Origin of the sequence: Streptomyces sp. NPDC048278 (assembly GCF_040652195.1) — a bacterium.
In the GTDB taxonomy this organism is placed as follows: domain Bacteria; phylum Actinomycetota; class Actinomycetes; order Streptomycetales; family Streptomycetaceae; genus Streptomyces.
In genome coordinates this window covers 167,069-192,785 of record NZ_JBEZLP010000004.1, presented here as the reverse complement: position 1 = coordinate 192,785, position 25,717 = coordinate 167,069, and the positions used below count along the sequence as shown (strand labels likewise).

The following is a 25,717-nucleotide window of genomic DNA, read 5'->3' as shown; positions in this document are numbered from 1 at the left end:
GGAGGCAGCCCAGTGACCAACATTCCCGAGACCGGTCGGACCCCACGCGTCCAGATCCGTCTCGTCGTCATCCAGATCCTCGTCCTCTCCCTGCTCGGCACCCTCGGCGGCCGTCTGTGGTACCTGCAGATCCGCGAGGGCGCCGAGTACCAGAAGGAGGCCTCCGGCAACCACGTCCAGCAGGTCGTCGACCCCGCCGTGCGCGGCTCGATCCTGGACGCCCGCGGAGTCCCCCTCGCGGACAACGAGACCCGGCTGGTGGTCTCCGCCTCCCGCACCGACCTGCTCAAGCAGAAGGACGACGGCAAGGCGGTCCTGACCAAGCTCGCGGGCGTCCTCGGGATGAAGCCCGAGGAGGTCCTGCAGAAGGTCCGCCTCTGCGACGCCAAGACCCCCCAGCCCTGCTGGAACGGCTCGCCGTACCAGCCGATCCCGATCACCGACGAGGCCACCGCCAAGCAGGCCCTGCAGATCCGCGAGCGCTCCGAGGACTTCCCCGGCATCACCGCCGAACCCGAGGCCGTCCGCCGGTACGCGAGCCCCGGCAAGTCCAACACCGCCCAGGTCCTCGGCTACCTCTCCCCGGTCACCGACGACGAGATCCAGCAGGCCAAGGACACCTCCTCCCCGTACCTGCGCTCCGACCAGGTCGGCCGCTCCGGCCTGGAGCGCGAGTACGACAAGGAACTGCGCGGCAAGGCCGGCGTCACCCGCTACGAGGTCGACAACCTCGGCCGCGTCATCGGCAAGGCCAAGTCCGATGCCGCCGAGCCCGGTTCGAACCTGGTCACCAGCATCGACTCCCGGGTCCAGCGGGTCGCCGAGTACGAGCTGGACACGGCGATGAAGGCCGCCCGCAAGCAGTACGACAGCATCACCCACGAGAACTACAAGGCCGACTCCGGCGCCGTCATCGTGATGGAGGCCAAGACCGGCCGGATCGTCGCCATGGCCTCCGCCCCCACCTACGACCCCAACGTCTGGGTCGGCGGCATCTCCGCCAAGGACTACAAGGCCCTCACCGGCAAGAACTCCGACTACCCGCTGCTCAACAGGGCCATACAGGGTCAGGCGGCCCCCGGTTCGACGTTCAAGGTGGTCTCCACCGCCGCCGCGGTCAACGCCGGCTACGCGTGGGACGGCGGCTACCCCTGCACCAGCTCCTACTCGGTGGGCGGCCAGGTCTTCAAGAACTTCGAGGGCGAGAACTTCGGCGACATCTCCCTGGGCCGCGCCCTGGAGGTCTCCTGCGACACCGTCTTCTACGGCCTCGCCGACCGCGAGTGGAAGAAGGACGGCGGCATCAACCCCAAGGCGGGCGAGCCGAAGGACTACTTCTTCAAGACCGCCCACCAGTTCGGCCTCGGCAAGGAGACCGGCATCGACCTGCCCAACGAGGTCACCGGCCGCGTCCCCGACCGCCAGTGGAAGATCGACTACTGGAAGGCGAACAAGGACGCCTGGTGCAAGTCCGGGAAGAAGGACGGCACCTACGTCGAGAAGATCGAGTACGAGAACTGCCTCGAAGGCAACAAGATGCGCGAGGGCGACGAGATCAACTACTCCATCGGCCAGGGCGACACCCTCGTCACGCCGATACAGGAGGCGATGATCTACGGCGCCGTGGCCAACGGCGGCACCGAGTACCAGCCGACCATCGGCAAGGCGATCATCAGCGCCGACGGCAGGACCGTCCAGGAGATCAAGCCCAAGGTGGTCCGCAAGCTGCCGGTCACCCAGGCCACCCTCAAGGGCATGGACGAGGCCTTCGCGGGCGTCATCACCCGCGGTACGGCGGCCTGGAAGTTCGGCGGCTGGCCGCAGGACAAGATCGCCCTGCACGGCAAGACCGGTACCGCCGAGGTCTACGGCAAGCAGACCACGTCCTGGCTGGCCACCTACAGCAAGGACTACACGGTCATCATGACCATCGCCCAGGCCGGTACCGGTTCCGGTGCCTCCGGTGAGGCGGTCCGCAACATCTACAGCGCGCTGTACGGCGTGTCGGCCAGCGGCTCCGTCGACAAGAGCAAGGCGCTGCTCTACACCCCGCAGCAGGGCCTGCCGAAGGTCCGCACGGACGGCACGATCACCTCCCCGAAGGTGTCCAAGGACCCGGCGAAGGACTTCCAGGTCTACTCCCAGCAGGGCGACAAGACCACCGGCGACGGACAGACCCCGGCCGCCACCACGGCCTCACCGTCCACGGGCAACCGCAACACGCGCAGGCGAGCCCGGAAGCGGGGAAGCCGGAGGATGCTCACATGACCGGCGTCAACAGCTTCTCCGTCTCCGGATACGGCCCGGCCCGGGCCGGCTGGACCCGGATCCTCGCCCGGGACTCGCTCACCCGCCGCCTGGACTGGCCGATGCTGCTGGCCGCCCTCGCCCTGTCCCTGCTCGGCTCGGTACTGGTCTACTCGGCGACCCGCAACCGCACCGAGATCAACCAGGGCGACCAGTACTACTTCCTGGTCCGGCACCTGATGAACATGGGCATCGGACTCGCCCTGATGATCGGCACCATCTGGGTCGGCCACCGCCAGCTCCGCAACGCCGTACCGATCCTCTACGGCCTCTCGCTGGCCGGCATCCTCGCGGTCCTCACCCCGCTGGGCGCCACCATCAACGGCAGCCGCAACTGGATCGTCCTCGGCGGCGGGTTCTCGCTGCAGCCCGCCGAGTTCGTGAAGATCACGATCATTCTGGGCATGGCGATGATACTGGCGGCGCGGGTCGACGCCGGTGACAAGAAGTACCCGGACCACCGCACCGTCCTGCAGTCCCTGGGCCTGGCCGCGGTCCCGATCCTGATCGTGCTGCTCATGCCCGACCTCGGCACGGTCCTGGTGATGGTGACCATCATCCTCGGCGTGCTGCTCGCCTCCGGCGCCTCCAACCGCTGGGTCTTCGGCCTGCTCGCCGCCGGCGTGGTCGGCTGCGTCGCCATCTGGCAGCTGCACATCCTCGACGAGTACCAGATCGCCCGCTTCGCCGCCTTCGCCAACCCCAGCCTCGACCCGGCCGGCGTCGGCTACAACACCAACCAGGCCCGCATCGCCATCGGCTCCGGCGGCCTGACCGGCGCGGGCCTCTTCCACGGCTCGCAGACCACCGGCCAGTTCGTCCCCGAGCAGCAGACCGACTTCGTCTTCACGGTCGCGGGGGAGGAGCTGGGCTTCGTCGGCGCGGGCCTGATCATCGTGCTCCTCGGCGTCGTCCTGTGGCGCGCCTGCCGGATCGCCCGCGAGACGACCGAGCTGTACGGCACGATCGTCGCGGCGGGGATCGTGGCCTGGTTCGCGTTCCAGGCGTTCGAGAACATCGGCATGACCCTCGGCATCATGCCGGTCACCGGCCTGCCGCTGCCGTTCGTGTCGTACGGCGGTTCGTCGATGTTCGCGGTGTGGGTGGCGGTGGGCCTGCTGCAGTCGATCAGGGTGCAGCGGCCGATGTCGGCATAGGCGGTCCCGCGCGGGGAACTCAGGGAGGTGAACACGCCACGGTGGCTTGTTCACCTCCTGTATGAATTCAGTTTTCCTTCGATTTACCCTCTTTGGCCTCTGCCCCTGCGGCGGCCCGACCACTAGATTCAACTCATGGCGGATACGAAGCGCGAAATCGAGCGCAAGTACGAATCCGAGGACAGCGGCCTGCCCGACCTGACCGGTGTCGCCGGCGTGGCGAACGTCGTGGACAAGGGCACCGCCGACCTCGACGCGACCTACCACGACACCTCCGACCTGCGCCTGGCCTCGGCCAAGGTCACCCTGCGCCGCCGCAGCGGAGGCAGCGACGCCGGCTGGCACCTCAAGCTCCCCGTCGCTCCCGGCGTCCGGGACGAGATCCACGCCCCCCTCTCCGACACGCTCCCCGGCGAACTCGCCGCCCTGGCCCGCTCCCGGGTCCGCGAGGGGCAGCTGGTCCCGGTGATCCGGCTGCGCACCACCCGCGACATCCGGCACCTCGTCGACGCCGACGGCGCCCTGCTCGCCGAGGTGAGCGTGGACCGCGTCCGGGCCGACCGGCTCTTCGGCGGCGACGGCAAGGCCCAGTGGACCGAGATCGAGGTGGAACTCGCCGACGGCGGCGACCCCGCCTTCCTCGACAAGGTGGAGAAACGATTGGGCAAGGCGGGCGTACGCCCCTCGAAGTCCGCGTCCAAGCTCGCCCGCGCCCTCGCCGAGACCAAGGGCGGCAAGCCCCGCCCGCCGAAGACCGGGCCCGCCGCACCCCGCACGGCCGGCGACCACGTCATGGCCTACGTCCGCGCCCAGCGCGACGCCGTCGTCGAGCTCGACCCGGCCGTCCGCCTGGACACCGAGGAGGGCGTCCACGACATGCGGGTCGCCACCCGCCGCCTGCGCAGCACCTTCCGCACCTTCGGCAAGGTCCTCGACCGCCAGGTCACCGACCCGATCGCCGACGAGCTCAAATGGCTCGCCGGCGAACTGGGCGTGGGCCGCGACCAGGAGGTCCTGGCCGAACGCCTGGAGGCAGACCTCGCCGCCGTACCCCCCGCCCTCGTCGACGGCCCCGTCCACGACCGCCTGCACCACTGGGCCCAGGCGGGCGAACGCGGCTCCCGCAGCCGGCTCCTCGGCGTCCTCGACTCCAAGCGCTACCTCGCCCTCCTCGACACCCTCGACTCCCTCGCCGCCGACCCGCCCCTGCTGAAGGCCGCCGCGGGCGACCCCGAGGAGATCCTCGCCAAAGCCGTCCACAAGGACTTCGCCAAGGTCGCCGACCTGATCGAGACGGCCATGGCCCAGCCCCCCGGCCACGACCGCGACCTCGGCCTGCACGAGGCCCGCAAGAAGGCCAAACGCACCCGCTACGCCGCCGAGACCGCCCGCCCCGCCCTCGGCGGACCGGCGAAGACCCTGCTGAAATCCATGAAGTCCCTGCAGACCCTGCTCGGCGAACACCAGGACAGCGTCATGGCCCGCGAGACCCTGCGCGAGCTGTCCGCGGTGGCCCACGCGGCCGGGGAGAGCACGTTCACCTACGGGCTGCTCTACGGCCACGAGGAGCAGCGCGCGGCGGCGGTGGAGGCCGAGACCCCCGGGGCGTGGGCGGCCATCAAGGCCGGGGCGCCGGTGTGATCCGGACGTACGGGGGAGTCCGCCGACCGGGTTAGGCTTGATGGTCACTCTCCCCGGTCACGGCCGGGGAGCCGCCCCAGCCTCCGGCCGGGGAGCCCCCAGCCACCTCACAAAGGTCCGCGAGATGCCTGCCGAAGCCGCCGCCCAGGTCGCTGAGTCTGTGTTCCCGCAGCTCGAAGCTCTGCTCCCGCATGTACAGAAGCCGATCCAGTACGTCGGCGGGGAGCTCAACTCCACGGTCAAGCCGTGGGAGACCTGCGACGTCCGCTGGGCGCTCATGTACCCGGACGCCTACGAGGTCGGCCTGCCCAACCAGGGCGTCATGATCCTCTACGAGGTCCTCAACGAGCAGGAGGGCGTCCTCGCCGAGCGCACCTACAGCGTCTGGCCGGACCTGGAGGCGCTGATGCGCGAGCACGGCGTCCCCCAGTTCACCGTGGACAGCCACCGCCCCGTCCAGGCCTTCGACGTGTTCGGCCTGTCCTTCTCGACCGAGCTGGGCTACACGAACATGCTCACGGCCCTGGACCTGGCCGGCATCCCCCTGGAGTCCAAGGACCGCACCCTCGACGACCCGATCGTCCTCGCGGGCGGCCACGCGGCCTTCAACCCCGAGCCGATCGCGGACTTCATCGACGCGGCGATCATCGGCGACGGCGAGCAGGCCGTCCTCGACATGACGAGGATCATCCGCGAGTGGAAGGCGGAGGGCCGCCCCGGCGGTCGCGAGGAGGTCCTCCTCCGCCTCGCGAAGACCGGCTCCGTCTACATCCCGGCCTTCTACGACGTCGAGTACCTCCCCGACGGCCGTATCGCCCGCGTGGTCCCCAACAGGTCGGGCGTCCCGTGGCGCGTCTCCAAGCACACGGTCATGGACCTCGACGAGTGGCCCTACCCCAAGCAGCCCCTCGTCCCCCTGGCCGAGACGGTCCACGAACGCATGTCCGTCGAGATCTTCCGCGGCTGCACCCGCGGCTGCCGCTTCTGCCAGGCCGGCATGATCACCCGCCCGGTCCGCGAGCGCTCCATCACCGGCATCGGCGAGATGGTCGACAAGGGCCTCAAGGCGACGGGCTTCGAGGAGGTCGGCCTCCTCTCCCTCTCCTCCGCCGACCACTCCGAGATCGGCGACATCGCGAAGGGCCTGGCCGACCGCTACACCGAGGACAAGATCGGCCTCTCCCTGCCCTCCACCCGCGTCGACGCCTTCAACATCGACCTGGCCAACGAACTGACCCGCAACGGCCGCCGCTCCGGCCTCACCTTCGCCCCCGAGGGCGGCTCGGAACGCATCCGCAAGGTCATCAACAAGATGGTCTCCGAGGACGACCTCATCCGCACCGTCTCGACGGCCTACGGCAACGGCTGGCGCCAGGTCAAGCTCTACTTCATGTGCGGCCTGCCCACCGAGACCGACGACGACGTCCTCCAGATCGCCGACATGGCCACCAAGGTCATCGCCAAGGGCCGCGAGGTCTCCCGCTCCAACGACATCCGCTGCACGGTCTCCATCGGCGGCTTCGTCCCCAAGCCCCACACCCCCTTCCAGTGGGCCCCGCAGCTCTCCGCCGAGGAGACGGACGCCCGCCTGGAGAAGCTCCGCGACAAGATCCGCGGCGACAAGAAGTACGGCCGCTCGATCGGCTTCCGCTACCACGACGGCAAGCCCGGCATCGTCGAGGGCCTCCTGTCCCGCGGCGACCGCCGCATCGGCGCCGTCATCCGCGCCGTCTACGAGGACGGTGGCCGCTTCGACGGCTGGCGCGAGCACTTCTCCTACGACCGCTGGATGGCCTGCGCCGACAAGGCCCTCGCCCCCGTCGGCCTCGACGTCGACTGGTACACCACCCGCGAGCGCACCTACGAGGAGGTCCTCCCCTGGGACCACCTCGACTCCGGCCTCGACAAGGACTGGCTCTGGGAGGACTGGCAGGACGCCCTCGACGAGACAGAGGTCGAGGACTGCCGCTGGACCCCGTGCTTCGACTGCGGAGTGTGCCCCCAGATGGACACCAGCATCCAGATCGGCCCGACCGGCAAGAAGCTGCTGCCCCTTACGGTCAACAACGCAGGTCCGACACCGGCGCCGAGCGGTCACACGCACTGACGCGAGCGAGGCACTCGGTCGGGTGGTCGAGGCGCTGGCGGGGGCGAGTCAGGAGACGAGGATCGAGATGCCGTCTCCGGCCAGTTTCAAGCCGAGAACGAAGAACAGGACGGCCATCACGGCGACGTTGTGCTGAGCTGCCCAGTCTTTCCAGTTGCCGAGCGTGGTCTTGGCTCGCTCTCCACCGAGCAGGAAAACGCCCAGCGGGGTCAACAGGCCGAGGGTGGCGATCAGAACGAAGATCGCCAGCGATGCGATCTGCTGTCCGACCGGCAGCCCGGCTGAGCCGATCGTGGCGCCCGCGGCGATGGTCAGCGGGGCGTTCTTGGCGTTGAGCGCGGCCAGGGCCAGTCCGAGTGCGAAGATCTTGACCGCGGTGAGGCGGTCAATCGCACCCATCCACTTCGGCAGTTGGGCTTGCGAAGGGTCCTTTGGGCGCCGATGCCATTGCCGGGCGCCGAAGAGGAGAAGGAACAGGCCCAGGGCGAGTTTGAGAGCTCCCACCCAGGTGGCCGGCTGATGGTGGGCGGAGGCTTCTGCGGGGGAAGCGATTCCCAGCATTATCGCGCCCAGTGCAGCGAGCCCCAGGATCCAGCCGACCGTGAAGAGGATCCCGTTGAGGCGTCCCCGAGGCGTGGCGAGTATCAGGATGATGGCGATGATCGGGAGCGGGCTGACCGCGACGGCGGCTGCGAAACCCAGTACGTCACCGAGGACTTTTCCCATGGTTGCCTCCGTATGGGGGCAGGGTGGCGATCCGGTTGGGCAGGGTCGGCGGAAGCAAGAGCCGCAACGGCCTGGACGGCGCAATGGACACCCTGCCATCGGCTGCGCCGCTGTCTTCACGGCTGTGCGGAAGCGGCCCCCGGAAGGGGCACGGAGACGTGCTCGGCACGTCCCTTTTCCATCGTCCTGCGCCTGACCGGATCTGTCCTCGGCAGCTTCTCGGGACGCGAGGACCCCGCACCCGAAGTTTCCTGTCCCTCTCGACAACGTGCAGCAGATGTGGAACGGAGCGTAATCGGTCGTGGTGTCCGCCACAGGTGACCGCAACGCGCGGGGACGAGATGCGACACAGGGGGCCTGCAGTGAGGATTGACGTGTGAGGGCGATGGTGCCCCACGTTCGGGTACTTGGCGTCCCTCGCACCGATCCGTGGCAGGAGATTCTCACGATGACTGCGGCGACAGGCGGAACTCGATCAGCTCACCCCGAGCGCCCTGGCAGGTCGGACGGGGTCTGTAACGAGTTCACCGTATTCACCAAGATCAAGCCGGGCGAGGCCGATGCGTTGCGCAGGGATCTCGCCGAGATGGCCGACGCGGCGGCTGACGAGCGGACCCATGCGGCGGTGCGACAGATCGGCACCCTGCATGACGCACGACACGTGATCTTCGACGACGACACCCGGTTCATGTTCGCCAGCGTCTTCGACGGCTCCTGGGACACCTACATCGACGACTTCGCGAAGACGGTCGTCGGGGCGAACTTCGAAAGGGTCTTCTCGCACAGCGAAGGGTTCCCCGGTATCAGCGATCCGGGGACGAAGGACTGGTTTGTCGCCCACCAGGCACCCGCGGGTGTTTTCGTCAGCGCCTATCCCGATCTGACCGTTCAGCAGATCTACAAGGACCAGCGCGTGGACGAGGCGTTCCAGGAGGTGCTGGACACCCCCGAGTTCCGGACGGCGCTGGAGAACCCGGCCAATGCGGAGTTGGTTGCCACGCCTGCCTTCCAGAAGCTGCTGGAGCAAGCCTCGGCCTAGACCCCAGGCCCGGGTAACCCTCAGAGTCGGCCCGGCTTCGGCGGATCGCATCGCGGGCGCGCACCAGCCGCTACGGGGCTGTCCAGGCAGAGACCGATGTGGAGGCACAAGCGATCATGAACCCGGCGGACAGCAACAGCGCGACCGGTGTGCGCGTCGACATCGACGACGTCCAGAGCGGCGCACTGCGTCCGAGGCCCGTCCCCTACGAGGGACGGTTCATCTTCCTGCGCGTCGACGACCGCCACGCCGGCCGTGCCCTGCTGCGGCAGCTGCTCCCGGTGACCTCGGGCGGTCTGCCGAACGTGGACCAGAGCCAGGATGCCTGGGTCGCTGTGGCGTTCACCTATCAGGGGTTGCAGGCTCTGGGAGTGCCCCAGGAGTCGCTGGACAGCTTTCCGCAGGCGTTTCGTGAGGGCATGGCCGCTCGGGCGGAGCGGATCGGTGACCTGGGTGAAAGCGCCCCGGCCCACTGGGAGGCACCGTTCGGGACGGGGGATGTCCATATTGCACTGAGCGCCCTGTCGTCCGACGCGGCGCGACTGGAGAAGCGACTGGAGCGGGCCCGCGTCGCCTACGAGGACACGCCCGGCGTCCAGGTGATCTGGCGGCAGGAGGTCCGCCAGCTCCCGACGGGGCGGACCACCTTCGGTTTCCGTGACGGCATCAGCCATCCCAACATCGAGGGCGTCGGACTGCCCGGTTCCAACCCGCAGGAAGCCCCCATCAAGGCCGGTGAGTTCATCCTCGGTTACCCCGACGAGACCGGGAACCTGCCTCCCATGCCCAGTCCCGACGTGCTGGGGCGCAACGGGACCTACGTGGCCGTGCGCAAGATCCACACCGACGTGGCGGCTTGGCGCCGGTACCTGCGCGCGAACACTTCCGGCGCCGAGGAGGAGGCGCTGCTGGCGGCGAAGATGGTCGGGCGCTGGCCCAGTGGGGCACCCCTGGCGCTGTCACCGGACCGCGATGATCCGGAGCTCGCGGCCGATCCGCACCGCGTCAACGACTTCCTTTACAGGGAGAACGACGAACGAGGTTACCGGTGCCCCGCCGGTGCGCACATCCGGCGCACCAACCCCCGCGATTCCACCATCATCGGCGACGCACGGATGCACCGCCTCATCCGCCGGGGTACCACCTACGGCCCGCCGCTGCCGGAGGGAGTGCTGGAGGACGACGGCGCCGACCGGGGCCTGGTCGGAGTGTTCATCGGGGCTCACCTGGAACGGCAGTTCGAGTTCATCAAGGCCGAGTGGGTCAACGACGGAAACTTCATCGGCTACCCCGGCGAAAAAGACCCGGTGGCCGGGCACCACGGCGGAACCGGCAGCGTCACCATCCCGGAGAAGCCGGTCCGGCGTCGTCTGCAGAACCTGCCCAGTTTCGTGGTCACCCGTGGCGGCGAGTACTGCTTCCTGCCGGGTTTGCGTGCCCTGCAGTGGCTCGCCGAACTGAAGGACTGACGGTAATTCCTTCCTCCGAAGGTCCGATCACGCTCTCCGAGGAGAGGTCGAAGTCATGGCAGCTCAGTTCGTCCCCTATACGCCTGACGTCGAAGACGATGACCCGAAATTCGACCGCAACCTGCAGACAGTGATCCAAAAGACCGAGAACTACATCACCGAGTCGGTCAGCGCCGGTGGCACCGGACGGGCCCTCCGCGACGCCCACGCCAAGGGCTACGGGCTGGTCCGAGGGGAAGTCGAGATCCTGGACGGACTTCCCCCCGAGTACGCCCAAGGCATCTACGCGACCCCGGGCACCCACGACGCACTCATCCGCTTCTCCAACGGCTCGCCCCATGCCGGAGCCGACGCGCGACTCGGCGCTGCCATCGGGCTGGCACTGAAGATCTTCGACATCCCCGGCCCGACCCTGCTGGAAGACGAACCGGACACAGGCACATTCGACTACGCGAACATCAACGGACCCGTCTTCTTCTGCAACACGGTCGAGCACTACCTGTTCATCCAAGAACTGTTCCTGAACGCGCCGGCCTACTTTTCCCAGGGCCGCCCCGGCGCGCATCGCTTCTTCACCGACTTCGTGACCGGGAAGGGAACACTGGACCAGGACAACTGGGCCTGGGACGAGTTCCTGGCCTTCCTGCGCCTGTCCACGATCCCCCCGATCAACGTACTGCTGTCGAGCTATTGGACGATGGGCGCGGTCCGGCACGGGGACTACATCGCCAAGGTACGGATCACTCCCGACCCGACCTCCGCCGCTGCGGTGATCCGGCGCACCGTCGACCCGGCCTCCGCACCGGAAGTCTTCCGGCCGGCCCTGCAAGCCGAACTGCAGGAGCGGCCGTACGTCTTCGACATCCAGGTTCAGCTCTGCACCGACCTGGCGCGCATGCCGGTGGAGGACACCACCGTCGAGTGGCCTGAACAGTTCTCGCCGTCGGTCACCGTGGCCAAGCTGCGGCTGCCACGACAGGACATCTCCGGCCCGAAGAATCTGGAGAAGATGGACGCGCTGTCCTTCACGCCTTGGCGGGTCACCGCCGAGCACGCGCCCCTGGGCAACATCATGCGGGTCCGCAAAGAGGTATACAGGCGATCCTCCATTGAGCGCCACAAGCTCAACCAGCAGCCGCGCACAGAGCCACGTAGCGTCAACGAGGTGCTTGGTCCGGCCCGATGAAGCCCGCGTCGCCCTTGGTCTGACGTGACATCAGATCGCGGCGAAGGGGTCTGGGCCAGGCGGCTTCGGTAACAGGAGCGTCGATCGGCCTGGCGGCTGGGCGCAATGGTTGTTGGCAGTCGGCCGCCCGCAGACGGGCACCGTACAGCAGATCGCGTCGATCCCGAGGTGGTCCAGGGCGGTCTCTTGGGCGACGTGGGACGCGTGGCGTACTGGCGCGTGACGATGAGCCGGCTCGTGGGTACGGCGACGGCCGCCCCGGCCGTCATGTCCCGCAGTTCGGTGCCCGGGGGGGGGCGTCGTCAGCGGTCACGGAGCGGGTTCGGCGTGCCGAAGGCTGCGGAACACCGTAGGGGTCGTCCAGCCGCGGAGGGTGGCGTCGATCGTCGTCCGGAAGGTGGCCTCGGCGGTGTCCGCATCGAGGGCACCGGCCAGTTCGAGTGTCACCAGCCCGTGCAGGGTCACCCAGACGGAGAGGGCGATCGACGTCCTCTCGCCCTGGAGGACGGATTCCGCCAGGGCGCGGTCGATCGCGGCGAGGAGCGGCCGGACCGGGTCGCCGGCGGAGACCGAGCCCGACGGGTCGAAGGACTGCACCCCGCCGAACAGCACCGCGTAGAGGTGGCTGTGTTCGCCTGCCCACCGGCGGTACGCGACGGCAAGCGCGCGGATGTCGGCGAGGGGCTGAGCGGTGGCGGGCACCGCGGACAGCCCCTGGAAGAGCCCGAGGACCGCTCTGTCGCGCACCTCGCCGATCAGTCCGTCCTTGCCGCCGAACAGCGAGTACACCGCCGTCGTCGACGCGCCGGCGGCGGCGGCCACGGCGCGCACCGTGACGGACTCCTGCGGACCGGTGGCGAGCAGCTCGGTCGCGCATGCCACGAGCCGCTCCTTGACTTCTTCGTCATTCGTTCTCGGCCTACCCACGACGAGCAGCCTACCCGCACTGATAACATCGTTTCAGAACAGTGTTCTGAAACCAGTGGGGGAACCGTCGTGCCTACGTTCGCCAAACGCCTCGCCCGTCTCGCAGCCCGCTTCGCAGTCCGCTCGCTCCTCGCTCTGGCGGCGGTCGTGGCGCTGCTCGTCCTCTTTCTCGCGCTGATCGTCGTCACGGACGGGGCGGGTTCGGGGCTCGCCGCGTGGTCGACGACCCTGGTCATCGCCACCGCCGTCACCGCACTGCGGCGGGGCCGGCGCCGCCCTGGGCCGGCCCGTCCGATGCCGTTCCTGTCGGTGGTCGTCGCCGCGGCCCTGACGGCGTCGGTCTGCATACCCGTCGCCCCCACCGCACGGCGCTACCCGCCGGCCCTGCCGTCCGTGGCCACGCAGCACTGGAACCTGGCCACGGGCAGCCGGGTCGCGGTGTACCACTACCCGCCCGCGGGCACCGGCGCCCGGCACCCGATCCCGTTGGTGTACCTCAACGGCGGCCCGGTCCGCGGCATCTCGTTGCTCGACCACCGCTTCCTGCGGCTCCTGGCGCGGCAGGGTTACGACGTCTACGCCTATGAGCAGGCCGGCGGCGGTCGCAGCGACCTGCTTCCCATGGACCAGTACACGATCTCCAGGTCGGTCGGTGACCTGGCCGCCTTCATCGACCGCCTGGGCAGGGGCAGTGTCGACGTCCTCGGATTCTCCTCGGGGGCGGTCGTACTCACCCGGGCGCTGGCCGACCGGCACACGGCGGCACGCCTGCACCGGGCGATCATCGCCGAGCCCGGCCCGATGGACGGCCCGACCGCGCGGATCGCCGGGCACAAAGGCCGCCGGTCCGCGCGCGGCCTCACGCCTGCGCCGACCGGACCACGCTCGACGCATGTTCCGCGCTACGCCGTCGCGTTCGGCCTCATGCGGCTCGGGCTGCTCACCCCCGGCACCGGACTGATCGGACAGGCCGAGGGCGACAACGCGTTCACCGCCGCCGATCTCGGCGGCGACACCGCGTCCGCCTACTGCGCACGGGACGCGCACCGCATCCCCGCCGAGGACACGGCGCGGAACTTCTCCTTCAGCCCGGCCGCCAGCCTCCGCATCCAGCAGACGGTCAAGGACTCCCCCTCCATCGCCCCGCAGCTGAGGCGCTCCCGGACCCCCGCGATGCTGATGATCGCCGAGTGCTCCTCCCAGCTCCGTGAATGGGCGACCGCCGTCCTCGCGGACGACCCCGCCGTCCGGCGCACGCAGTACATGCCCGGGGTCGGACACCACATGTGGAACGGCCTCGACGACAACGACGAACGGGCCGTCGCCGTCATCACCGCATTCCTTCAGGACCGGCCGGCGCCCCTGCCGGACTACCCGACCCGCGCGGACATCCCCGCGTTCCTCGGGACCTGATCCGGACCGGCGCCTTCTGCCGCGTTCACCGGCCGACCGATCAGTTCCGCGGGGCCGTGGAGTCTGCCTCCGTACCAGCCGAAGCCGCGCACGAGATCTGTGAGGGAACCATGACCGGGACCGACATCGCACTACCACCCGTCGTCGACGCGACAACCTGGGAACACCGGCTCCAGGCACTGCGAGCCCGGGAGAAGGCCGCGACGCGGGAGCTCGACGCCATCGCCGCCGAGCGCCGCCGCCTGCCGATGGTCGAGATGCCCGACTACACACTCGAAGGCGGGAACGGCCCCGTTCGGCCGGCGGACGTCTTCGAGGGGAAGAGCCAGCTGATCGTCTACAACCACATGTGGTTCGCCGGCAAGGAATGGCAGTGCCCGGGCTGTACCGGGTTCACCTCGCAGTACACCCGCCTGGAGTTCCTGGACACCTACGATGCGCGTTTCGTCGTCGTCACCCAGGGACCGATCGAAGAGGCACTCGCCTACAGGCAGCGGGTCGGCAACCGGATGGCGTGGTACTCGACCGCGAACAGCCCGTTCGGGTCGGACGTCGGGGCACCGCCCGACGGAGGCTTCGCGGTCAACGTGTTCCTGCGCCACGGCGACACCGTCTACCGCACCTGGCACACCGCCGGCCGGGGCACCGAGCAGCTCAGCCACAGCTTCGCACTGATAGATCTCCTGCCGTACGGCCGCCAGGAGGAATGGCAGGACTCACCCGCGGGCTGGCCCCAGTCCCCCACGTACAGCCGATGGGCGACGTCCGAGAACATCGCCGCGCTCTACGGCCCGGACCCCGGGTGAACGAGCCCCGGCCGACGACCGCCCGACCCGATCGGCCCGCGACAGCCACGCAGGCCACCGGTCGGGCCGTCCGCCGGGCCGGTCGGGCCGATCTGGATGCCGGTGTCCATTTGCGGGCACGATCTGAACCGCAACCGTTCAAGCTTGTCGCCGAGAGAACGAGAGCCGACGACGCTCGGGGTCGATGTCCGTGACGACGACCGTCAACTGATCGCCGACCTGTACGACGTCCTCCGGCGCCGCCACGGGCACCGAGCTCAGCTCGGACAGGTGCACCAGGCCCTCGATGCCGTCGGCGACCTCCACGAAGACACCGAACGGGACCAGTTTCGTCACCCGCCCGCTCAGCCGTTGTCCCACCGCGATGCCGTCGACGAACACTATGAAGGGGTCCGGCTGCGTCGCCCGCAGGGACAGCCGGGCCTCCCCGTTCCATGTGTCGAACTGCAAGAACTCGCACACCACCCGCTGCCCGATCTCAACGACATCGGACGCTGCCTCGAAACGACGCCAGGACAGCTCGGGATGCGTGATGAAGCCGACGCCGGGATACACCGGATGCTCAGGCCCCTCGTCCAATGCCACGAAGACCCCGAACGGCTCGATCGCCGCCACCGTGCCGGACAGGAACTCACCAGGACGAAGCCGCTTGAGGAACGCCCAGAGCTCCGGGTTCTCAGTGGCCGCCATCGACAGCCGCACCCGGCCCGTATCGAGATCTACCGCCATCACCTCGCCAGCGACCCTCTGCCCGACCACAGCAACATCGGAGAAGCGCCGGCACCAGGAACCGTCCAACGGCCCCACCTTCCCGAGCGGCCGGTCGGTGAAGTCGTCCAGGAGTACCAACATCTCGGACTGAGTAACCGCAGTGACCGTCCCACGGCAGACGTCGCCTACACGGATCGCCGCCAGAAACCGCCGGACGTCCGGTCCAGCCGACGCATCCCCCATGCCGCCAAGGCTCTCACGGACAGATCGCTCAACGCATGGCTTGGGTGATCCCCATCGTGGCCCGCGCTCGCCAGATCGAAAGACGGCGACTCGACGTCAAGGTGAAGGTGCGCGACGACGGTACGGAGGCGGTACACAGGCGGTACATGGGCGGTAGAGGGGCCGCACGCGGCGGAACCGGGCAGCGGGCCCGGATGCCGTTCCGCCAGGTGGGTGACAGACTGAGGTCCGGAGTCGGGTGGCCGTGGCGGAGAGCGAGGGCGGCCCCGTCCCTCCCCGCTCTGCGCGTCCCAGCAGCGATCGGCCCGTTCGCCGGCCAGTCGGGAACTCCCCATGACTTCTGAAGCGCGGTACTCCCCGCGGGAAACCGCTCTGCTGATCGTCGACCCCTACAACGACTTTCTGTCCGAGGGCGGAAAACTGTGGCCCCGGGCGAAGGAGGTGGCGGAGCGGGTCGGGCTGCTCGACCACATGCGGGCCGTACTGGCCACCGCCCGCGGCCACGGCTGCCCCGTCCTCATCGTGCCCCACCACCGGACGACACCGGGCGACTACCGCACCTGGGACCACCTGTCGCCGACCCAGCAGCGCACCATGGCCGACCAGACGTTCGCGGAAGGAAGCTGGGGAGGCGAGTGGCACCCCGACTTCCGGCCGCGCGAGGACGAGATCGTCGTACGGCAGCACTGGGCCTCCAGCGGCTTCGCCAACACCGACCTCGACCTCATGCTCAAGCAGCACCGCATCCGCAAGATCGTGATCATCGGCATGCGGGCCAACACCTGCGTCGACACCACCGCGCGCTTCGGACAGGAACTCGGCTACCACGTGACCCTCGTCCGCGACGCCATCGGCTCCTTCAGCTGGGCGGAGATGACGGCGACGCTCGATCTCAACGCACCCCTGTACGCCCACGCCGTGCTCACCACCGACGAGTTCGCCGGCCTCGTGGACGACGGGGACGCGGGCGGCCCTGGAGTCGTTCCCGGAGCCGTTCCTGGAACTGTTCCTGGAACCGGTCATGGAGTCGCTCATGGAGGCGGTCATGGGCGGTGAACCGAGCGGCGCGCACGGAGAGCTGGCCGGGCAGACGGTCGTCGTGGTGGGCGGCAGCGCCGGCATCGGGCTGGAGACGGCACGCCAGGTGCGGGCGGCCGGCGGCGACCTGGTGCTGGTGGCGCGCAACGCCGAGCGCCTGGAGCGGGCCGCGGACGAACTGCGCCCGCTGAGCACGGCCGCGTTCGACGCCCAGGACGTCGCCCGCCTGGAGCGTTACCTCGGCGAGTTGCCCGGACGCGTCGACCACGTGCTGGTGACGGCGGGCAGCCCGTCGTACACCCCCCTCGACGAACTCGATCCCGCCGACGCCGCCCGGGACTTCGGCGCGCGGCTCGCCGTGACGCTGGCGGTGGCGCGGGCGGGCCGGGAGAAGGTCAGAGCCGGGGGAACACTGCTGTTCATCGGCGGCACCGGCGGCCGGCGGCCCGCGCCCGGGATGGCCGTCGCGGGCGCGGTCACCGCGGCGCTGCCGGCACTCACCGCCAACCTGGCCCTGGAGATCGCCCCGGTCCGGGTCAACCTCATCGCCGCCGGGTTCGTGGACACCCCGCTGTCCGCCGCCCTCCTCGGCGACCGACTGGAGGAACGGCGTGAGGAGTTGCGCAGGATGCTGCCCATCGGCCGGGTGGTCGGCCCGGCGGACGTGGCCGCTCTCGCCGTGCACATCATGGTCAACGACGCCCTCACCGGCGCCACTTACGACATCGACGGCGGTCAGCAACTGCTCGCCCACTGACCGCCCGCGCCCGCGGGCATCCCCGCTCCCTCACACGCCCCCGCACATCCCTGAACGCCTACGCCTACGAGACGGGAGACGCAAACCATGGACATGAAACTGGAGGTCGTCGTCGTGCCGGTCACCGACGTCGACCGGGCCAAGGACTTCTACACCACGCTGGGCTGGCGGCTCGACGCGGACGTCGAGGGCGACGGGGACTTCCGGGTGGTGCAGGTGACCCCGCCGGGCTCCCCGGCATCGGTCATCTTCGGCTCCTCGGTCACCGACCAGGCTCCGGGCTCGGCCCAGGGCCTGCACCTGATCGTCGACGACATCGGCACCGCCCACGACGAACTCGCCCGGCACGGCGCCCGCCCGAGCGACGTGTTCCACGACACCGGCGGCGTCTTCCACCACGCCGGCGCCGACGCCCGGGTGGCCGGCCCCGACGGCAGCTACGGCTCCTTCCTGTCGTTCAGCGACCCGGACGGCAACGGCTGGCTCCTCCAGGAGGTCACCACCCGGCTCCCGGGACGGCTCGACCCCGCCACCACCACCTTCTCCTCCGTGGACGACCTGGCGGACGCGCTGCGCCGGGCCGAGGCCGCACACGGTGAGCACGAGGCACGCACCGGCGGCGAGGACCCCGACTGGCCGGACTGGTACGCGCGGTACCTGGTGAGCGAGCAGGCCGGGACCGAACCGCCCTCGTGAGCCGGCCGCAGACGGTGACGAGCAGCGTTCCCTCAGCTCCGACCTGCTGTGAAGTGCCCCACGGGCCCTTGTCGTCACCCGGAAGGCCTACCTAAATTCGGTTATATGTCCGACAAAGATGCCTCCCTTCCCGCCGAGCCGGTCGAGTTCTCCGTCGACCTCACCGGTCACGAGCTGACCCGCCGCGCCCATGTCATGGCGGCGCTCGGCGACGGCTGGGACCCCGTGGAGACGATGCGGGGCGAGGAGGAGGCGTACGACATGCTGTACTCCGGCCTCGATCCGGAACAGCAGCGGCTGTACGACACCCTCCTCGCGGCCGGTGTCCTTCCGCGCCGCGGTGACGGCGGGGGCCGCGGTGACGGCGGGGGCGGCGACCGTCCCGGCGGCGACGGCCCGGCCGTCTGAACCACCCGCGGACGGGAACCACCCCCGAAGGGTGAGGCCGTCCTCAGCGGCCGGCGGGAGCATGGTCGGTCCGGAAGGGCGGGTGGGCCATGGGCGACGACAGAGTCGGCGGAGTCGGCGGTGCCGACCGCATCGCGGAGTTCATCGAGCCGCTGCGGGTGAAACCCGGCAGCAGGGTACGACTGGCCGAGGACTTCGACCCCGGTTTCAGAGCGGGCATCCGCAAGAAGAAGGACGGCGTCGAACTGCTCCGCGGCGGCATCGAGCTGCTGGCGGACTACCAGCAGCGGCTGGCCGCCCAGGACACCTACGGCGTGCTGCTCTGTCTGCAGGCCCTGGACGCCGGCGGCAAGGACGGCACCATCCGCCACGTCATGAGCGGAGTGAACCCGCAGGGCGTGCGCGTGGTCGGCTTCAAGATCCCCTCGAACGACGAACTCGACCACGACTACCTGTGGCGTTACTCCCGGAACCTGCCCGGCCGCGGCGAGATCGGCATCTTCAACCGCTCCCACTACGAGGAAGTGCTCGTGGTGCGGGTGCACCCCGACAACCTGCGCCGCCAGAAGCTGCCCGACGCGGCCCGCGGCCCGGACGTGTGGGAGCGGCGCTACCGCGAGATCAACGACTGGGAGCGCTACCTGACCGACAACGGCTTCAGGATCGTGAAAGTCTTCCTGAACCTGTCGAAGGAAGAACAGCGCACCCGTTTCCTCAAACGCATCGACGTACCCGAGCGGAACTGGAAGTTCTCGTCGGCCGACGTGCGCGAACGAGCCTACTGGGACGACTATCAGCAGGCGTTTTCGCAGATGTTGTCCGCCACCAGTACGCGCTGGGCACCCTGGTACGTCGTTCCCGCCGACCACAAGTGGTTCGCCCGGGTCTGCGCGGCAGCCGTCCTGGTGCACACCCTGATGGACATCGACCCGCAGTACCCGCAGGTCAGCGACGAGAAACGACGTGAACTCGCCGAGGTCAGGGAGGACCTGGAGGCGGAGGCACCCGCAGGGGCGGCCCCGGACCCGTACGAGGCCACGGAGAAGCAGAACAGGCCGAAGACCAAGAAAAACAAGAAGAACGGGAAGAGCGAGAAGGGCGAGAAAGACAAGAAGAACAAGAAGAACAAGAAGGCGTTTTCGTGACCGCGCCGGCAGACGTCCCGCAGGGTCGGGCGGCCGACGGCAGGCCGTGGTACGCGTGTCCGCCCGAGCAGGTGGCCGCCGCCTTCGACGTGGATCCGGCCGCCGGTCTGTCCACCGCCCGCGCCGCGGAACTGCTGCGGACCCACGGCCCGAACGCGCTGCCCGAGGAGAAACCGCTGCCGGGCTGGCGCCGTTATCTCGCCCAGTACCGCAGCTACATGCAACTGGTCCTGGTGGCCGCCGCCGTCGTCTCGCTCGTCATCAAGGAGTGGAGCACCGGGATCCTGCTGCTCGTGCTGACCGTCGTCAACGCGGTCGCCGGGATGCGCCAGGAGGGCAAGGCGGACAGCGCGATGAACGCGCTGAAGTCGATGATGAAGGCCGACGCGCGCGTACGCAGGGACGGCACCGAGTCGGAGATCCCGGCCGAGGAGGTCGTACCGGGTGACGTGGTGCTGCTCGCGGCCGGCGACGAGGTCCCCGCGGACGGCCGGGTCGTCACGGCGAACGCCCTGCAGATCGACGAATCGGCACTGACCGGCGAGAGCGTGCCGGCCGCCAAGGAGGCGGGCACGCTCACTGCCGATGATCTGCCGCCGGGGGAGCGCCGGAACATGGCGTTCATGAACACCCCGGTCACCCACGGCAGCGGCACGATGGTGGTCACGGCGACCGGCGCGGACACCGAACTCGGCCGGATCTCGGGCATGCTGTCGACCACCCGCCGGGAGGCCTCGCCGCTGACCCGGGAGATGGACCGGCTCACCCTGTGGATCACGGGTACGGCCGGGGTGACGATGATCCTGATGTTCGTGCTCGGCCGAGGCCGGGGCACCGCGTGGGACGCGCTCTTCGTCAGCGCCGTCTCGCTGGCGATCGCCGCCATCCCCGAGGCGCTGCCCACCGTCTCCCAGACGATCCTGTCCATCGGAGCCGTCGACCTGTCGAAACGCCGGGCCATCGTGAAGGACCTGCCGTCGGTGGAGGCGCTGGGCTTCACCTCGGCGATCAACTCCGACAAGACCGGCACGCTCACCATGAACCAGATGACGGCCGTGGAGGTCGTCGACGCCGGCGACCGTTACACCGTTTCCGGCACCGGCTACGGCCTGGAGGGCAGGATCCGGCACCCGGTGGGCAGTTCCCCGGACATGACCGACGCGATCCTGCCCTACCTGGTCGCCAACGACGCCCGGCTGGTGGACGGCAAGGTCGTCGGCGACCCCACCGAGGGCGCCCTGCTGGTCCTCGGCCACAAGGCCGGCCTGGACGTCGACGCCACCCGGGAACGGCTGCCCCGGCTCGCCGTCCTGCCCTTCGATCCCGCCTACAAGCTGATGGCCACGTTCAACCGGGCCACCGACGAGCAGGGCCGCCCCGTCGTGCGCTGCTTCGTGAAGGGCGCGGCGCCCGCCGTGATGGACCGCGCCGCCACGGCGCTCGGGCAGGGCAGGTCGCTCCCGTGGGACGAGGAGCTGCGGCAGCGGGCGCAGGAACAGGTCGAACGGATGGGCGGCGAAGGCCTGCGGGTGATGGCCGCGGCCCGCCGCGACCTCGACCCGGCGGCGTTCGACCCGGACGGCGACCTTCTCGACTACGTCACCGGCCTGCAGATGACCAGCCTGGTCGGCATGGTCGACCCGCCCCGCGCCGAGTCGAAGGCCGCGGTAGCCGACGCGCAGGCAGCCCACATCAGGGTCCGCATGGTGACCGGCGACGACGTCGTCACCGGCGCCGCCATCGCCCGGCAGCTCGGCATCGAGGGCGAGGCCGTGCTGGGCGCGGACTTCGCCGCCCTGCCGGAGAGCGAACGGCTCGCCAGGATCGACGGCATCGGGGTCGTCGGCCGGGTCGCGCCCGAGCACAAGGTGCTGCTCGCCGAGACACTGAAGAAGAAGGGCGGCGTCGTCGCCATGACCGGCGACGGCGTCAACGACGCGCCCGCGATCAAGGCGGCCGACGTCGGCATCGCCATGGGTTCCGGCACCGAGGTCGCCAAGAACGCCGGCCGTATGGTCCTCGCCGACGACAATTTCGCCACGATCGTCTTCGCCGTCGAACAGGGCCGCAAGATCTACGACAACCTCACCAAGTACATCCGGTTCGTGCTCGTCCTGCTCGTCGTCTTCGTGCTGACGTTCCTCGGCGCGACCCTGTTCGACATCGCCGCCGGTGAACCGTTCACCCCGGCGCAGGTGCTGTGGATCCACTTCTTCGTCAACGCGGCGTTCGGTTTCGCGCTCGGCTTCGACCGGCAGAGCCCCGGTCTGATGGCCCGCCGCCCGCGACCGCGCGGCGCGCACGTGCTCACCCGGGGCGTCATGGTCACCGTCGGACTGTCCGGCCTGGTGATCACCATCGGCCTGCTCTGCCTGATCGACCTCGGTACCTCCCGCTACGGCAGCGTCGCGATCGGGCAGTCGATGGCGTTCACGTCCTTCGCGCTCTGCCTGATCGTGGCCGCCCTGGAGTGCCGCAGCGAACGCGACACCGTGCTCACCACGGCCAGCTTCGACAGCAAGCAGATGAACCGGGCCATGCTGATCGAGTTCGTTCTCGCGGTCCTGGTCACCCAGATGGACGCCTTCCGCAGGCTGCTCGGCACGACCGAACTGGACCTCGCCCAGTTCGCCTGGACGCTGCTCCCGGCGCTCGCGCTGCTCGCACTGTGGGAGATCGGCAAGTTCCTCGCCCGCTGGAACGGCAGGCCCTCACCCCGGACCTGACCGACGCGCCGAGGACCGGGCTTCCGGACGCCGACGAAACCGTGACACGGCCGCCATGGAAGCCGCACCGGACCGGCCGCACAATCAGGAAAACCGAACACGGGTGTGCAGCCGAACACGGCCGAACGCCGACGGACCGCGGGGGAGCTGGCGGACATGGAACTGGAACTGGGATACGACCTGCTCGGCGGACGGCTCCGCAGCATCGGGGAGGTCGAACTCACCTACGGCCGGTGGGGCGGCCGGCCCCGCGCGCTCGGGCCGCATCCGCTGGAGTACGACCTGCTCGGCAGCCGGCTGCGCCGGATCGGCGACGTCGAGATCGGCTACGGCCGCCTCAGCAGCGTCCCCAGGACGTTCGGGACCTGGGACGTCGACTGCGCCGCCTGGTCCGGGATCCCGCGGCAGATCGGGCCGTACCCGGTCGACCACCCCAGGTTCAGCGGCCGGGTGCGCGGGATCGGCCCGCTCTCCGTGGAGTACGACCTGCTGGGCGGACGGCCCCGCCGTGTCGTCCTGCCGGCAGGGATGCACGCTCTTCCCGACGACCTCCTGCGCGTCCTCTTCCTGGTCCTGCACCTGCAGACCGAACGCAACAAGAGTTCGTCGTCCGCCGCGTAGCCGAAGCGCGCCGCGCGGCCGGAACCGGCGAAGGCCCGCCGGACGGTTCCGGCGGGCCTTCGGGGTGACGGCGGGTCAGACGGCAGCCGCGTACTTCGGGTTGACGCCGTACTGGTTCTCCTCCGGCTTGCCGTCGGAGGCGAGCCAGACGAGCACGAAGATCCAGCCGACCAGCGGGATGATGCCGACCAGGATCGCCCAGCCGGAGCGGCCGGTGTCGTGCAGCCGGCGGACCGCGACACCGAGGCTGGGCAGCAGGACCGCGAGGTCGTAGATCGCGGCGAGGGCGCTGAAGTGGATGGCCGCGCCGACGGCGATGAGCACGATCGCGATGATCGTGTTGATCAGCGTGAACATCCAGTATTCCTGCCGACGCGCGCGTCCGCTGAACACCACGTACTGCTTCAGTACGTCCACGTACCAGTTCATTACTCGTCCCCCCGGGGATCAAGGCTTGATTGGTTCCACAGCAAATCAAGCCGACGTGGCCGGTTCCATTCAGATTGGCGTGTGCGGGTCAACCGTTACCGTCTCGCCGCCGATCGGTGATCAACGCCGGCCGATCGCATCCGCGCGGTACGCGATAGCGTCTCTTCGGCCATGGACATGCAGAAACAGCCCCAGCCTTCGCAGTCGCAGCCCCCACAGCAACCACAGCAACCGCGGCAATCGCAGCCCCCGTGGCAACCGGCGCCTGACGAGGGCTGCCTGGTCGTCGCGATCAGGATCCCCGTGCGGATCCTCGCCTTCCTCGTGGTGCTGCCAATACGCCTGCTCTGGGACGCCCTGGCCGCCGTCGCACGGTTCCTGTGGCGCTACCTCCTCGCCCCCGCGGGCCGCGCCGTAGGCCTGCTCCTGCGCGCCCTCCTCGTCGTCCCGCTGATCTGGGCGTACCGCCACCTGCTGACCCCGCTCGGCCACGCCCTTCTGTGGCTCCACGCGCGCGTGCTCACCCCGCTCGGCCGCGCGCTCGTACGGCTGCTCACGCCCGTCGCGCAGGCCGTGGCGGCAGCCGTCGTCTGGGTGGCCGGAAAGATCGCCTGGCTGGCGGGGAAGCTGACTGTCGGCCTGTACTGGACCGCGCGCGTGCTCCTCGTCCTGCCCGCCCTCGCCCTGTGGCGCTGGATCCTCGCCCCCGTCGCCCGGGTCCTCGGCATCGTCCTGCGCGAGATCGGGGAGGCCCTCGGCCACGCCTGGCGGGCCGCCGGGTACGTCGCACGTGCCGCCGGGCGGGTTCTCGGGACCCTCTTCCGGTGGATCTTCCTGGAACCCGCACGCTGGGCCTACCGGACCGTCCTCACCCCCGTCGGACACGTCGTCCGCGACCTCGTCCTGCGCCCCGCAGCCCAGGCCGCCCGCGCGATCGGCCGCGCCGTCGGCCAGGCCCGCGCCGACGTCCGCCGCGCCCTCTTCGGCGAGCCGCGACGGCCCGCGCCCGTGGAGCGCCGGGAACCCCGGGGCCGCGACACACGTACTCTTGATGGATAGCAGCACCCTGCCGTACGGCCCACAGCGGTACGGCCCTCGCAGCAGAACAGCCAAGAACGCAACAGCACGCACAAGAACCACGAAGGACTGACGACACTGGGCAAGCGACAGCCCGAAGGCCCGCCGCCCGCACCCGCGGTGCAGCGCATCCGACTGCGCTACACCAAGCGTGGCCGCCTCCGGTTCACCAGCCACCGTGACTTCCAGCGCGCCTTCGAGCGTGCGCTGCGCCGCGCCGAGGTGCCCATGGCGTACTCGGCGGGGTTCACACCGCACCCGAAGGTGTCGTACGCCAATGCCGCACCCACCGGCACGGGCAGCGAGGCCGAGTACCTGGAGATCGCGCTCACCGCACCCCGCGACCCGGAGCGGCTGCGCGCCCTCCTCGACGAGTCCATGCCCGCCGGGCTCGACATCGTCGACGCGGTCGAGGTGCACACGTCCGGACTGGCCGACCGGCTCACCGCATCCGTGTGGGAGCTGCGGCTGGCCGGCCAGGACCCGGCGGAGGCCGAGAAGGCCGTCGCCGCGTTCAACGCCGCCGAGTCCGTCGAGGTCCGGCGCACCACCAAGAACGGCGTCCGCACCTTCGACGCCCGCCCCGCCGTCGTACAACTTGAAACACAGAGTGAAACGGCTGATAGGCCGACCGACCAGGCCTGTGCGATACTGCGGCTGGTTGTTCGGCACGTGACGCCTGCCGTACGACCCGACGACGTCCTGTCCGGTCTCCGCGCCGTGGCCGACCTGACGCCGCCGGTCCCCGCAGCGGTGACCAGGCTGGCGCAGGGGCTGCTCGATGAAGAGACCGGCACGGTGACCGACCCGCTCGCGCCCGACCGCGAGGCAGCCGAGGCCCTTTCGAAGGCCGAACCGACTGCCGCCGCGACGGTGCCGGCGTAAGGAAGGTCCCGCGAAGGACGGACGTCGTAGCGCCGCCCTCGTACTCGGGAGCCACCTGGGTCGGGCAGCGCACCGACCAGAAGACTTTCGCCAGGCCGTCCGCGACAAGGCGTACGGAACCGGCGAGACAGGACACAGAGAGCTCCTGTGCGGCGCCCGCGCCCCACACGGCGGCACCGCGCATCGCGCGAGCCGTGGACGTC

General features: G+C 69.7%; 22 protein-coding genes. 18 read left to right on the top strand and 4 right to left on the bottom strand.

The features are described from left to right. Positions 1-12 precede the first annotated feature (12 nt). The 4 genes from mrdA (at position 13) to AB0D74_RS09490 (ending at position 7,212) form a co-directional block, all read left to right on the top strand. Positions 13-2,268 (top strand): penicillin-binding protein 2, encoded by a 2,256-nt coding sequence (gene mrdA, locus AB0D74_RS09505; protein WP_362582340.1) that lies wholly within the window; start codon positions 13-15, stop codon positions 2,266-2,268. Then, complete coding sequence (rodA, locus tag AB0D74_RS09500) at positions 2,265-3,464, top strand: rod shape-determining protein RodA (RefSeq protein WP_362582337.1); 1,200 nt, start codon at positions 2,265-2,267, stop codon at positions 3,462-3,464. The genes mrdA and rodA overlap by 4 nt, the downstream gene beginning before the upstream one ends. Before the next feature lie 135 nt (positions 3,465-3,599). Next, the gene (locus AB0D74_RS09495) at positions 3,600-5,105 is read left to right on the top strand and encodes a CYTH and CHAD domain-containing protein (RefSeq protein WP_362582334.1); all 1,506 of its coding nucleotides are present in this window, start codon (positions 3,600-3,602) and stop codon (positions 5,103-5,105) included. A gap of 124 nt (positions 5,106-5,229) precedes the next feature. Further along, the gene (locus tag AB0D74_RS09490) at positions 5,230-7,212 is read left to right on the top strand and encodes a TIGR03960 family B12-binding radical SAM protein (RefSeq protein WP_362582331.1); all 1,983 of its coding nucleotides are present in this window, start codon (positions 5,230-5,232) and stop codon (positions 7,210-7,212) included. A 48-nt stretch (positions 7,213-7,260) separates the two neighbouring features. Here AB0D74_RS09490 and AB0D74_RS09485 read toward each other — a convergent pair whose 3' ends face one another. Further along, positions 7,261-7,938: a GAP family protein gene (locus AB0D74_RS09485; RefSeq protein WP_362582328.1), complete on the bottom strand. Its 678-nt coding sequence runs from the start codon at positions 7,936-7,938 to the stop codon at positions 7,261-7,263. Positions 7,939-8,386: 448 nt separating this feature from the next. On the opposite strand from AB0D74_RS09485, the gene AB0D74_RS09480 reads away from it, so the two are divergent. From AB0D74_RS09480 to AB0D74_RS09470, 3 genes are all read left to right on the top strand, one after another. Further along, the gene (locus tag AB0D74_RS09480; protein ID WP_362582325.1) at positions 8,387-8,977 is read left to right on the top strand and encodes a hypothetical protein; all 591 of its coding nucleotides are present in this window, start codon (positions 8,387-8,389) and stop codon (positions 8,975-8,977) included. Between the two features lie 116 nt (positions 8,978-9,093). Beyond that, positions 9,094-10,446, top strand: coding sequence for a Dyp-type peroxidase (locus AB0D74_RS09475; protein WP_362582322.1), 1,353 nt, complete (start codon positions 9,094-9,096; stop codon positions 10,444-10,446). A 55-nt stretch (positions 10,447-10,501) separates the two neighbouring features. Beyond that, positions 10,502-11,632 carry a catalase family protein gene (locus AB0D74_RS09470; protein ID WP_362582318.1) on the top strand — a complete coding sequence of 377 codons (1,131 nt, stop codon included), beginning with the start codon at positions 10,502-10,504 and terminating at the stop codon, positions 11,630-11,632. Between the two features lie 309 nt (positions 11,633-11,941). Here the strand turns inward: AB0D74_RS09470 and AB0D74_RS09465 are convergent, their stop codons facing one another. Next, on the bottom strand, positions 11,942-12,559 hold the full coding sequence (locus tag AB0D74_RS09465; RefSeq protein WP_362582314.1) for a TetR-like C-terminal domain-containing protein: 618 nt from the start codon (positions 12,557-12,559) through the stop codon (positions 11,942-11,944). Between the two features lie 69 nt (positions 12,560-12,628). On the opposite strand from AB0D74_RS09465, the gene AB0D74_RS09460 reads away from it, so the two are divergent. After that, positions 12,629-13,972, top strand: a complete 1,344-nt coding sequence (locus tag AB0D74_RS09460; protein ID WP_362582311.1) for an alpha/beta hydrolase — start codon at positions 12,629-12,631, stop codon at positions 13,970-13,972. A gap of 110 nt (positions 13,973-14,082) precedes the next feature. Next, on the top strand, positions 14,083-14,778 hold the full coding sequence (locus AB0D74_RS09455) for a DUF899 family protein (protein WP_362582308.1): 696 nt from the start codon (positions 14,083-14,085) through the stop codon (positions 14,776-14,778). 138 nt (positions 14,779-14,916) lie between these two features. Here the strand turns inward: AB0D74_RS09455 and AB0D74_RS09450 are convergent, their stop codons facing one another. Then, on the bottom strand, positions 14,917-15,732 hold the full coding sequence (locus tag AB0D74_RS09450) for a S1 RNA-binding domain-containing protein (RefSeq protein WP_362582305.1): 816 nt from the start codon (positions 15,730-15,732) through the stop codon (positions 14,917-14,919). Positions 15,733-16,065: 333 nt separating this feature from the next. Here AB0D74_RS09450 and AB0D74_RS09445 point away from each other — a divergent pair, with 333 nt between their 5' ends. The 7 genes from AB0D74_RS09445 to AB0D74_RS09415 all read left to right on the top strand — a co-directional run bounded on the left by AB0D74_RS09445 (position 16,066) and on the right by AB0D74_RS09415 (position 23,123). Beyond that, positions 16,066-16,788, top strand: coding sequence for an isochorismatase family cysteine hydrolase (locus AB0D74_RS09445; RefSeq protein WP_362582302.1), 723 nt, complete (start codon positions 16,066-16,068; stop codon positions 16,786-16,788). Further along, a complete protein-coding gene (locus tag AB0D74_RS09440; RefSeq protein WP_362582299.1) occupies positions 16,754-17,527 on the top strand; it encodes an SDR family oxidoreductase in 774 nt (257 codons plus the stop codon). The genes AB0D74_RS09445 and AB0D74_RS09440 overlap by 35 nt, the downstream gene beginning before the upstream one ends. Before the next feature lie 87 nt (positions 17,528-17,614). Beyond that, positions 17,615-18,223, top strand: a complete 609-nt coding sequence (locus AB0D74_RS09435) for a VOC family protein (RefSeq protein ID WP_362582297.1) — start codon at positions 17,615-17,617, stop codon at positions 18,221-18,223. 105 nt (positions 18,224-18,328) lie between these two features. After that, positions 18,329-18,631, top strand: a complete 303-nt coding sequence (locus tag AB0D74_RS09430; RefSeq protein ID WP_362582294.1) for a DUF6400 family protein — start codon at positions 18,329-18,331, stop codon at positions 18,629-18,631. An 89-nt stretch (positions 18,632-18,720) separates the two neighbouring features. Next, positions 18,721-19,776 (top strand): polyphosphate kinase 2 family protein, encoded by a 1,056-nt coding sequence (locus tag AB0D74_RS09425; protein WP_362582291.1) that lies wholly within the window; start codon positions 18,721-18,723, stop codon positions 19,774-19,776. After that, entirely contained in the window at positions 19,773-22,502 is a 2,730-nt protein-coding gene (locus tag AB0D74_RS09420; protein ID WP_362582288.1) for an HAD-IC family P-type ATPase, read from the top strand. Before AB0D74_RS09425 ends, AB0D74_RS09420 begins: the two co-directional genes overlap by 4 nt. A gap of 105 nt (positions 22,503-22,607) precedes the next feature. After that, positions 22,608-23,123, top strand: coding sequence for a hypothetical protein (locus tag AB0D74_RS09415; RefSeq protein ID WP_362582285.1), 516 nt, complete (start codon positions 22,608-22,610; stop codon positions 23,121-23,123). A gap of 75 nt (positions 23,124-23,198) precedes the next feature. Here the strand turns inward: AB0D74_RS09415 and AB0D74_RS09410 are convergent, their stop codons facing one another. Continuing rightward, positions 23,199-23,552: a DUF805 domain-containing protein gene (locus tag AB0D74_RS09410; protein WP_362582282.1), complete on the bottom strand. Its 354-nt coding sequence runs from the start codon at positions 23,550-23,552 to the stop codon at positions 23,199-23,201. Between the two features lie 171 nt (positions 23,553-23,723). Between AB0D74_RS09410 and AB0D74_RS09405 the strand changes: the two genes are divergently transcribed. Together AB0D74_RS09405 and AB0D74_RS09400 are read left to right on the top strand one after the other, a co-directional pair. After that, positions 23,724-24,611, top strand: coding sequence for a hypothetical protein (locus tag AB0D74_RS09405; protein ID WP_362582279.1), 888 nt, complete (start codon positions 23,724-23,726; stop codon positions 24,609-24,611). Between the two features lie 138 nt (positions 24,612-24,749). Further along, positions 24,750-25,514: a TIGR03936 family radical SAM-associated protein gene (locus AB0D74_RS09400; protein ID WP_362582276.1), complete on the top strand. Its 765-nt coding sequence runs from the start codon at positions 24,750-24,752 to the stop codon at positions 25,512-25,514. The last annotated feature ends 203 nt before the right edge of the window (positions 25,515-25,717 follow it).

Excerpts from the sequence above, each read along its gene's own strand:
- rodA (WP_362582337.1), top strand. The coding sequence starts at position 2,265 with ATGACCGGCGTCAACAGCTTCTCCGTCTCCGGATACGGCCCGGCCCGG.
- AB0D74_RS09405 (WP_362582279.1), top strand. The coding sequence starts at position 23,724 with ATGGACATGCAGAAACAGCCCCAGCCTTCGCAGTCGCAGCCCCCACAG.
- AB0D74_RS09445 (WP_362582302.1), top strand. The coding sequence starts at position 16,066 with ATGACTTCTGAAGCGCGGTACTCCCCGCGGGAAACCGCTCTGCTGATC.
- AB0D74_RS09495 (WP_362582334.1), top strand. The coding sequence starts at position 3,600 with ATGGCGGATACGAAGCGCGAAATCGAGCGCAAGTACGAATCCGAGGAC.
- AB0D74_RS09440 (WP_362582299.1), top strand. The coding sequence starts at position 16,754 with ATGGAGTCGCTCATGGAGGCGGTCATGGGCGGTGAACCGAGCGGCGCG.
- AB0D74_RS09435 (WP_362582297.1), top strand. The coding sequence starts at position 17,615 with ATGGACATGAAACTGGAGGTCGTCGTCGTGCCGGTCACCGACGTCGAC.
- AB0D74_RS09475 (WP_362582322.1), top strand. The coding sequence starts at position 9,094 with ATGAACCCGGCGGACAGCAACAGCGCGACCGGTGTGCGCGTCGACATC.
- AB0D74_RS09455 (WP_362582308.1), top strand. The coding sequence starts at position 14,083 with ATGACCGGGACCGACATCGCACTACCACCCGTCGTCGACGCGACAACC.
- AB0D74_RS09470 (WP_362582318.1), top strand. The coding sequence starts at position 10,502 with ATGGCAGCTCAGTTCGTCCCCTATACGCCTGACGTCGAAGACGATGAC.
- AB0D74_RS09410 (WP_362582282.1), bottom strand. The coding sequence starts at position 23,552 with ATGAACTGGTACGTGGACGTACTGAAGCAGTACGTGGTGTTCAGCGGA.
- AB0D74_RS09485 (WP_362582328.1), bottom strand. The coding sequence starts at position 7,938 with ATGGGAAAAGTCCTCGGTGACGTACTGGGTTTCGCAGCCGCCGTCGCG.
- AB0D74_RS09450 (WP_362582305.1), bottom strand. The coding sequence starts at position 15,732 with ATGGGGGATGCGTCGGCTGGACCGGACGTCCGGCGGTTTCTGGCGGCG.
- AB0D74_RS09425 (WP_362582291.1), top strand. The coding sequence starts at position 18,721 with ATGGGCGACGACAGAGTCGGCGGAGTCGGCGGTGCCGACCGCATCGCG.
- AB0D74_RS09490 (WP_362582331.1), top strand. The coding sequence starts at position 5,230 with ATGCCTGCCGAAGCCGCCGCCCAGGTCGCTGAGTCTGTGTTCCCGCAG.
- AB0D74_RS09480 (WP_362582325.1), top strand. The coding sequence starts at position 8,387 with ATGACTGCGGCGACAGGCGGAACTCGATCAGCTCACCCCGAGCGCCCT.
- AB0D74_RS09430 (WP_362582294.1), top strand. The coding sequence starts at position 18,329 with ATGTCCGACAAAGATGCCTCCCTTCCCGCCGAGCCGGTCGAGTTCTCC.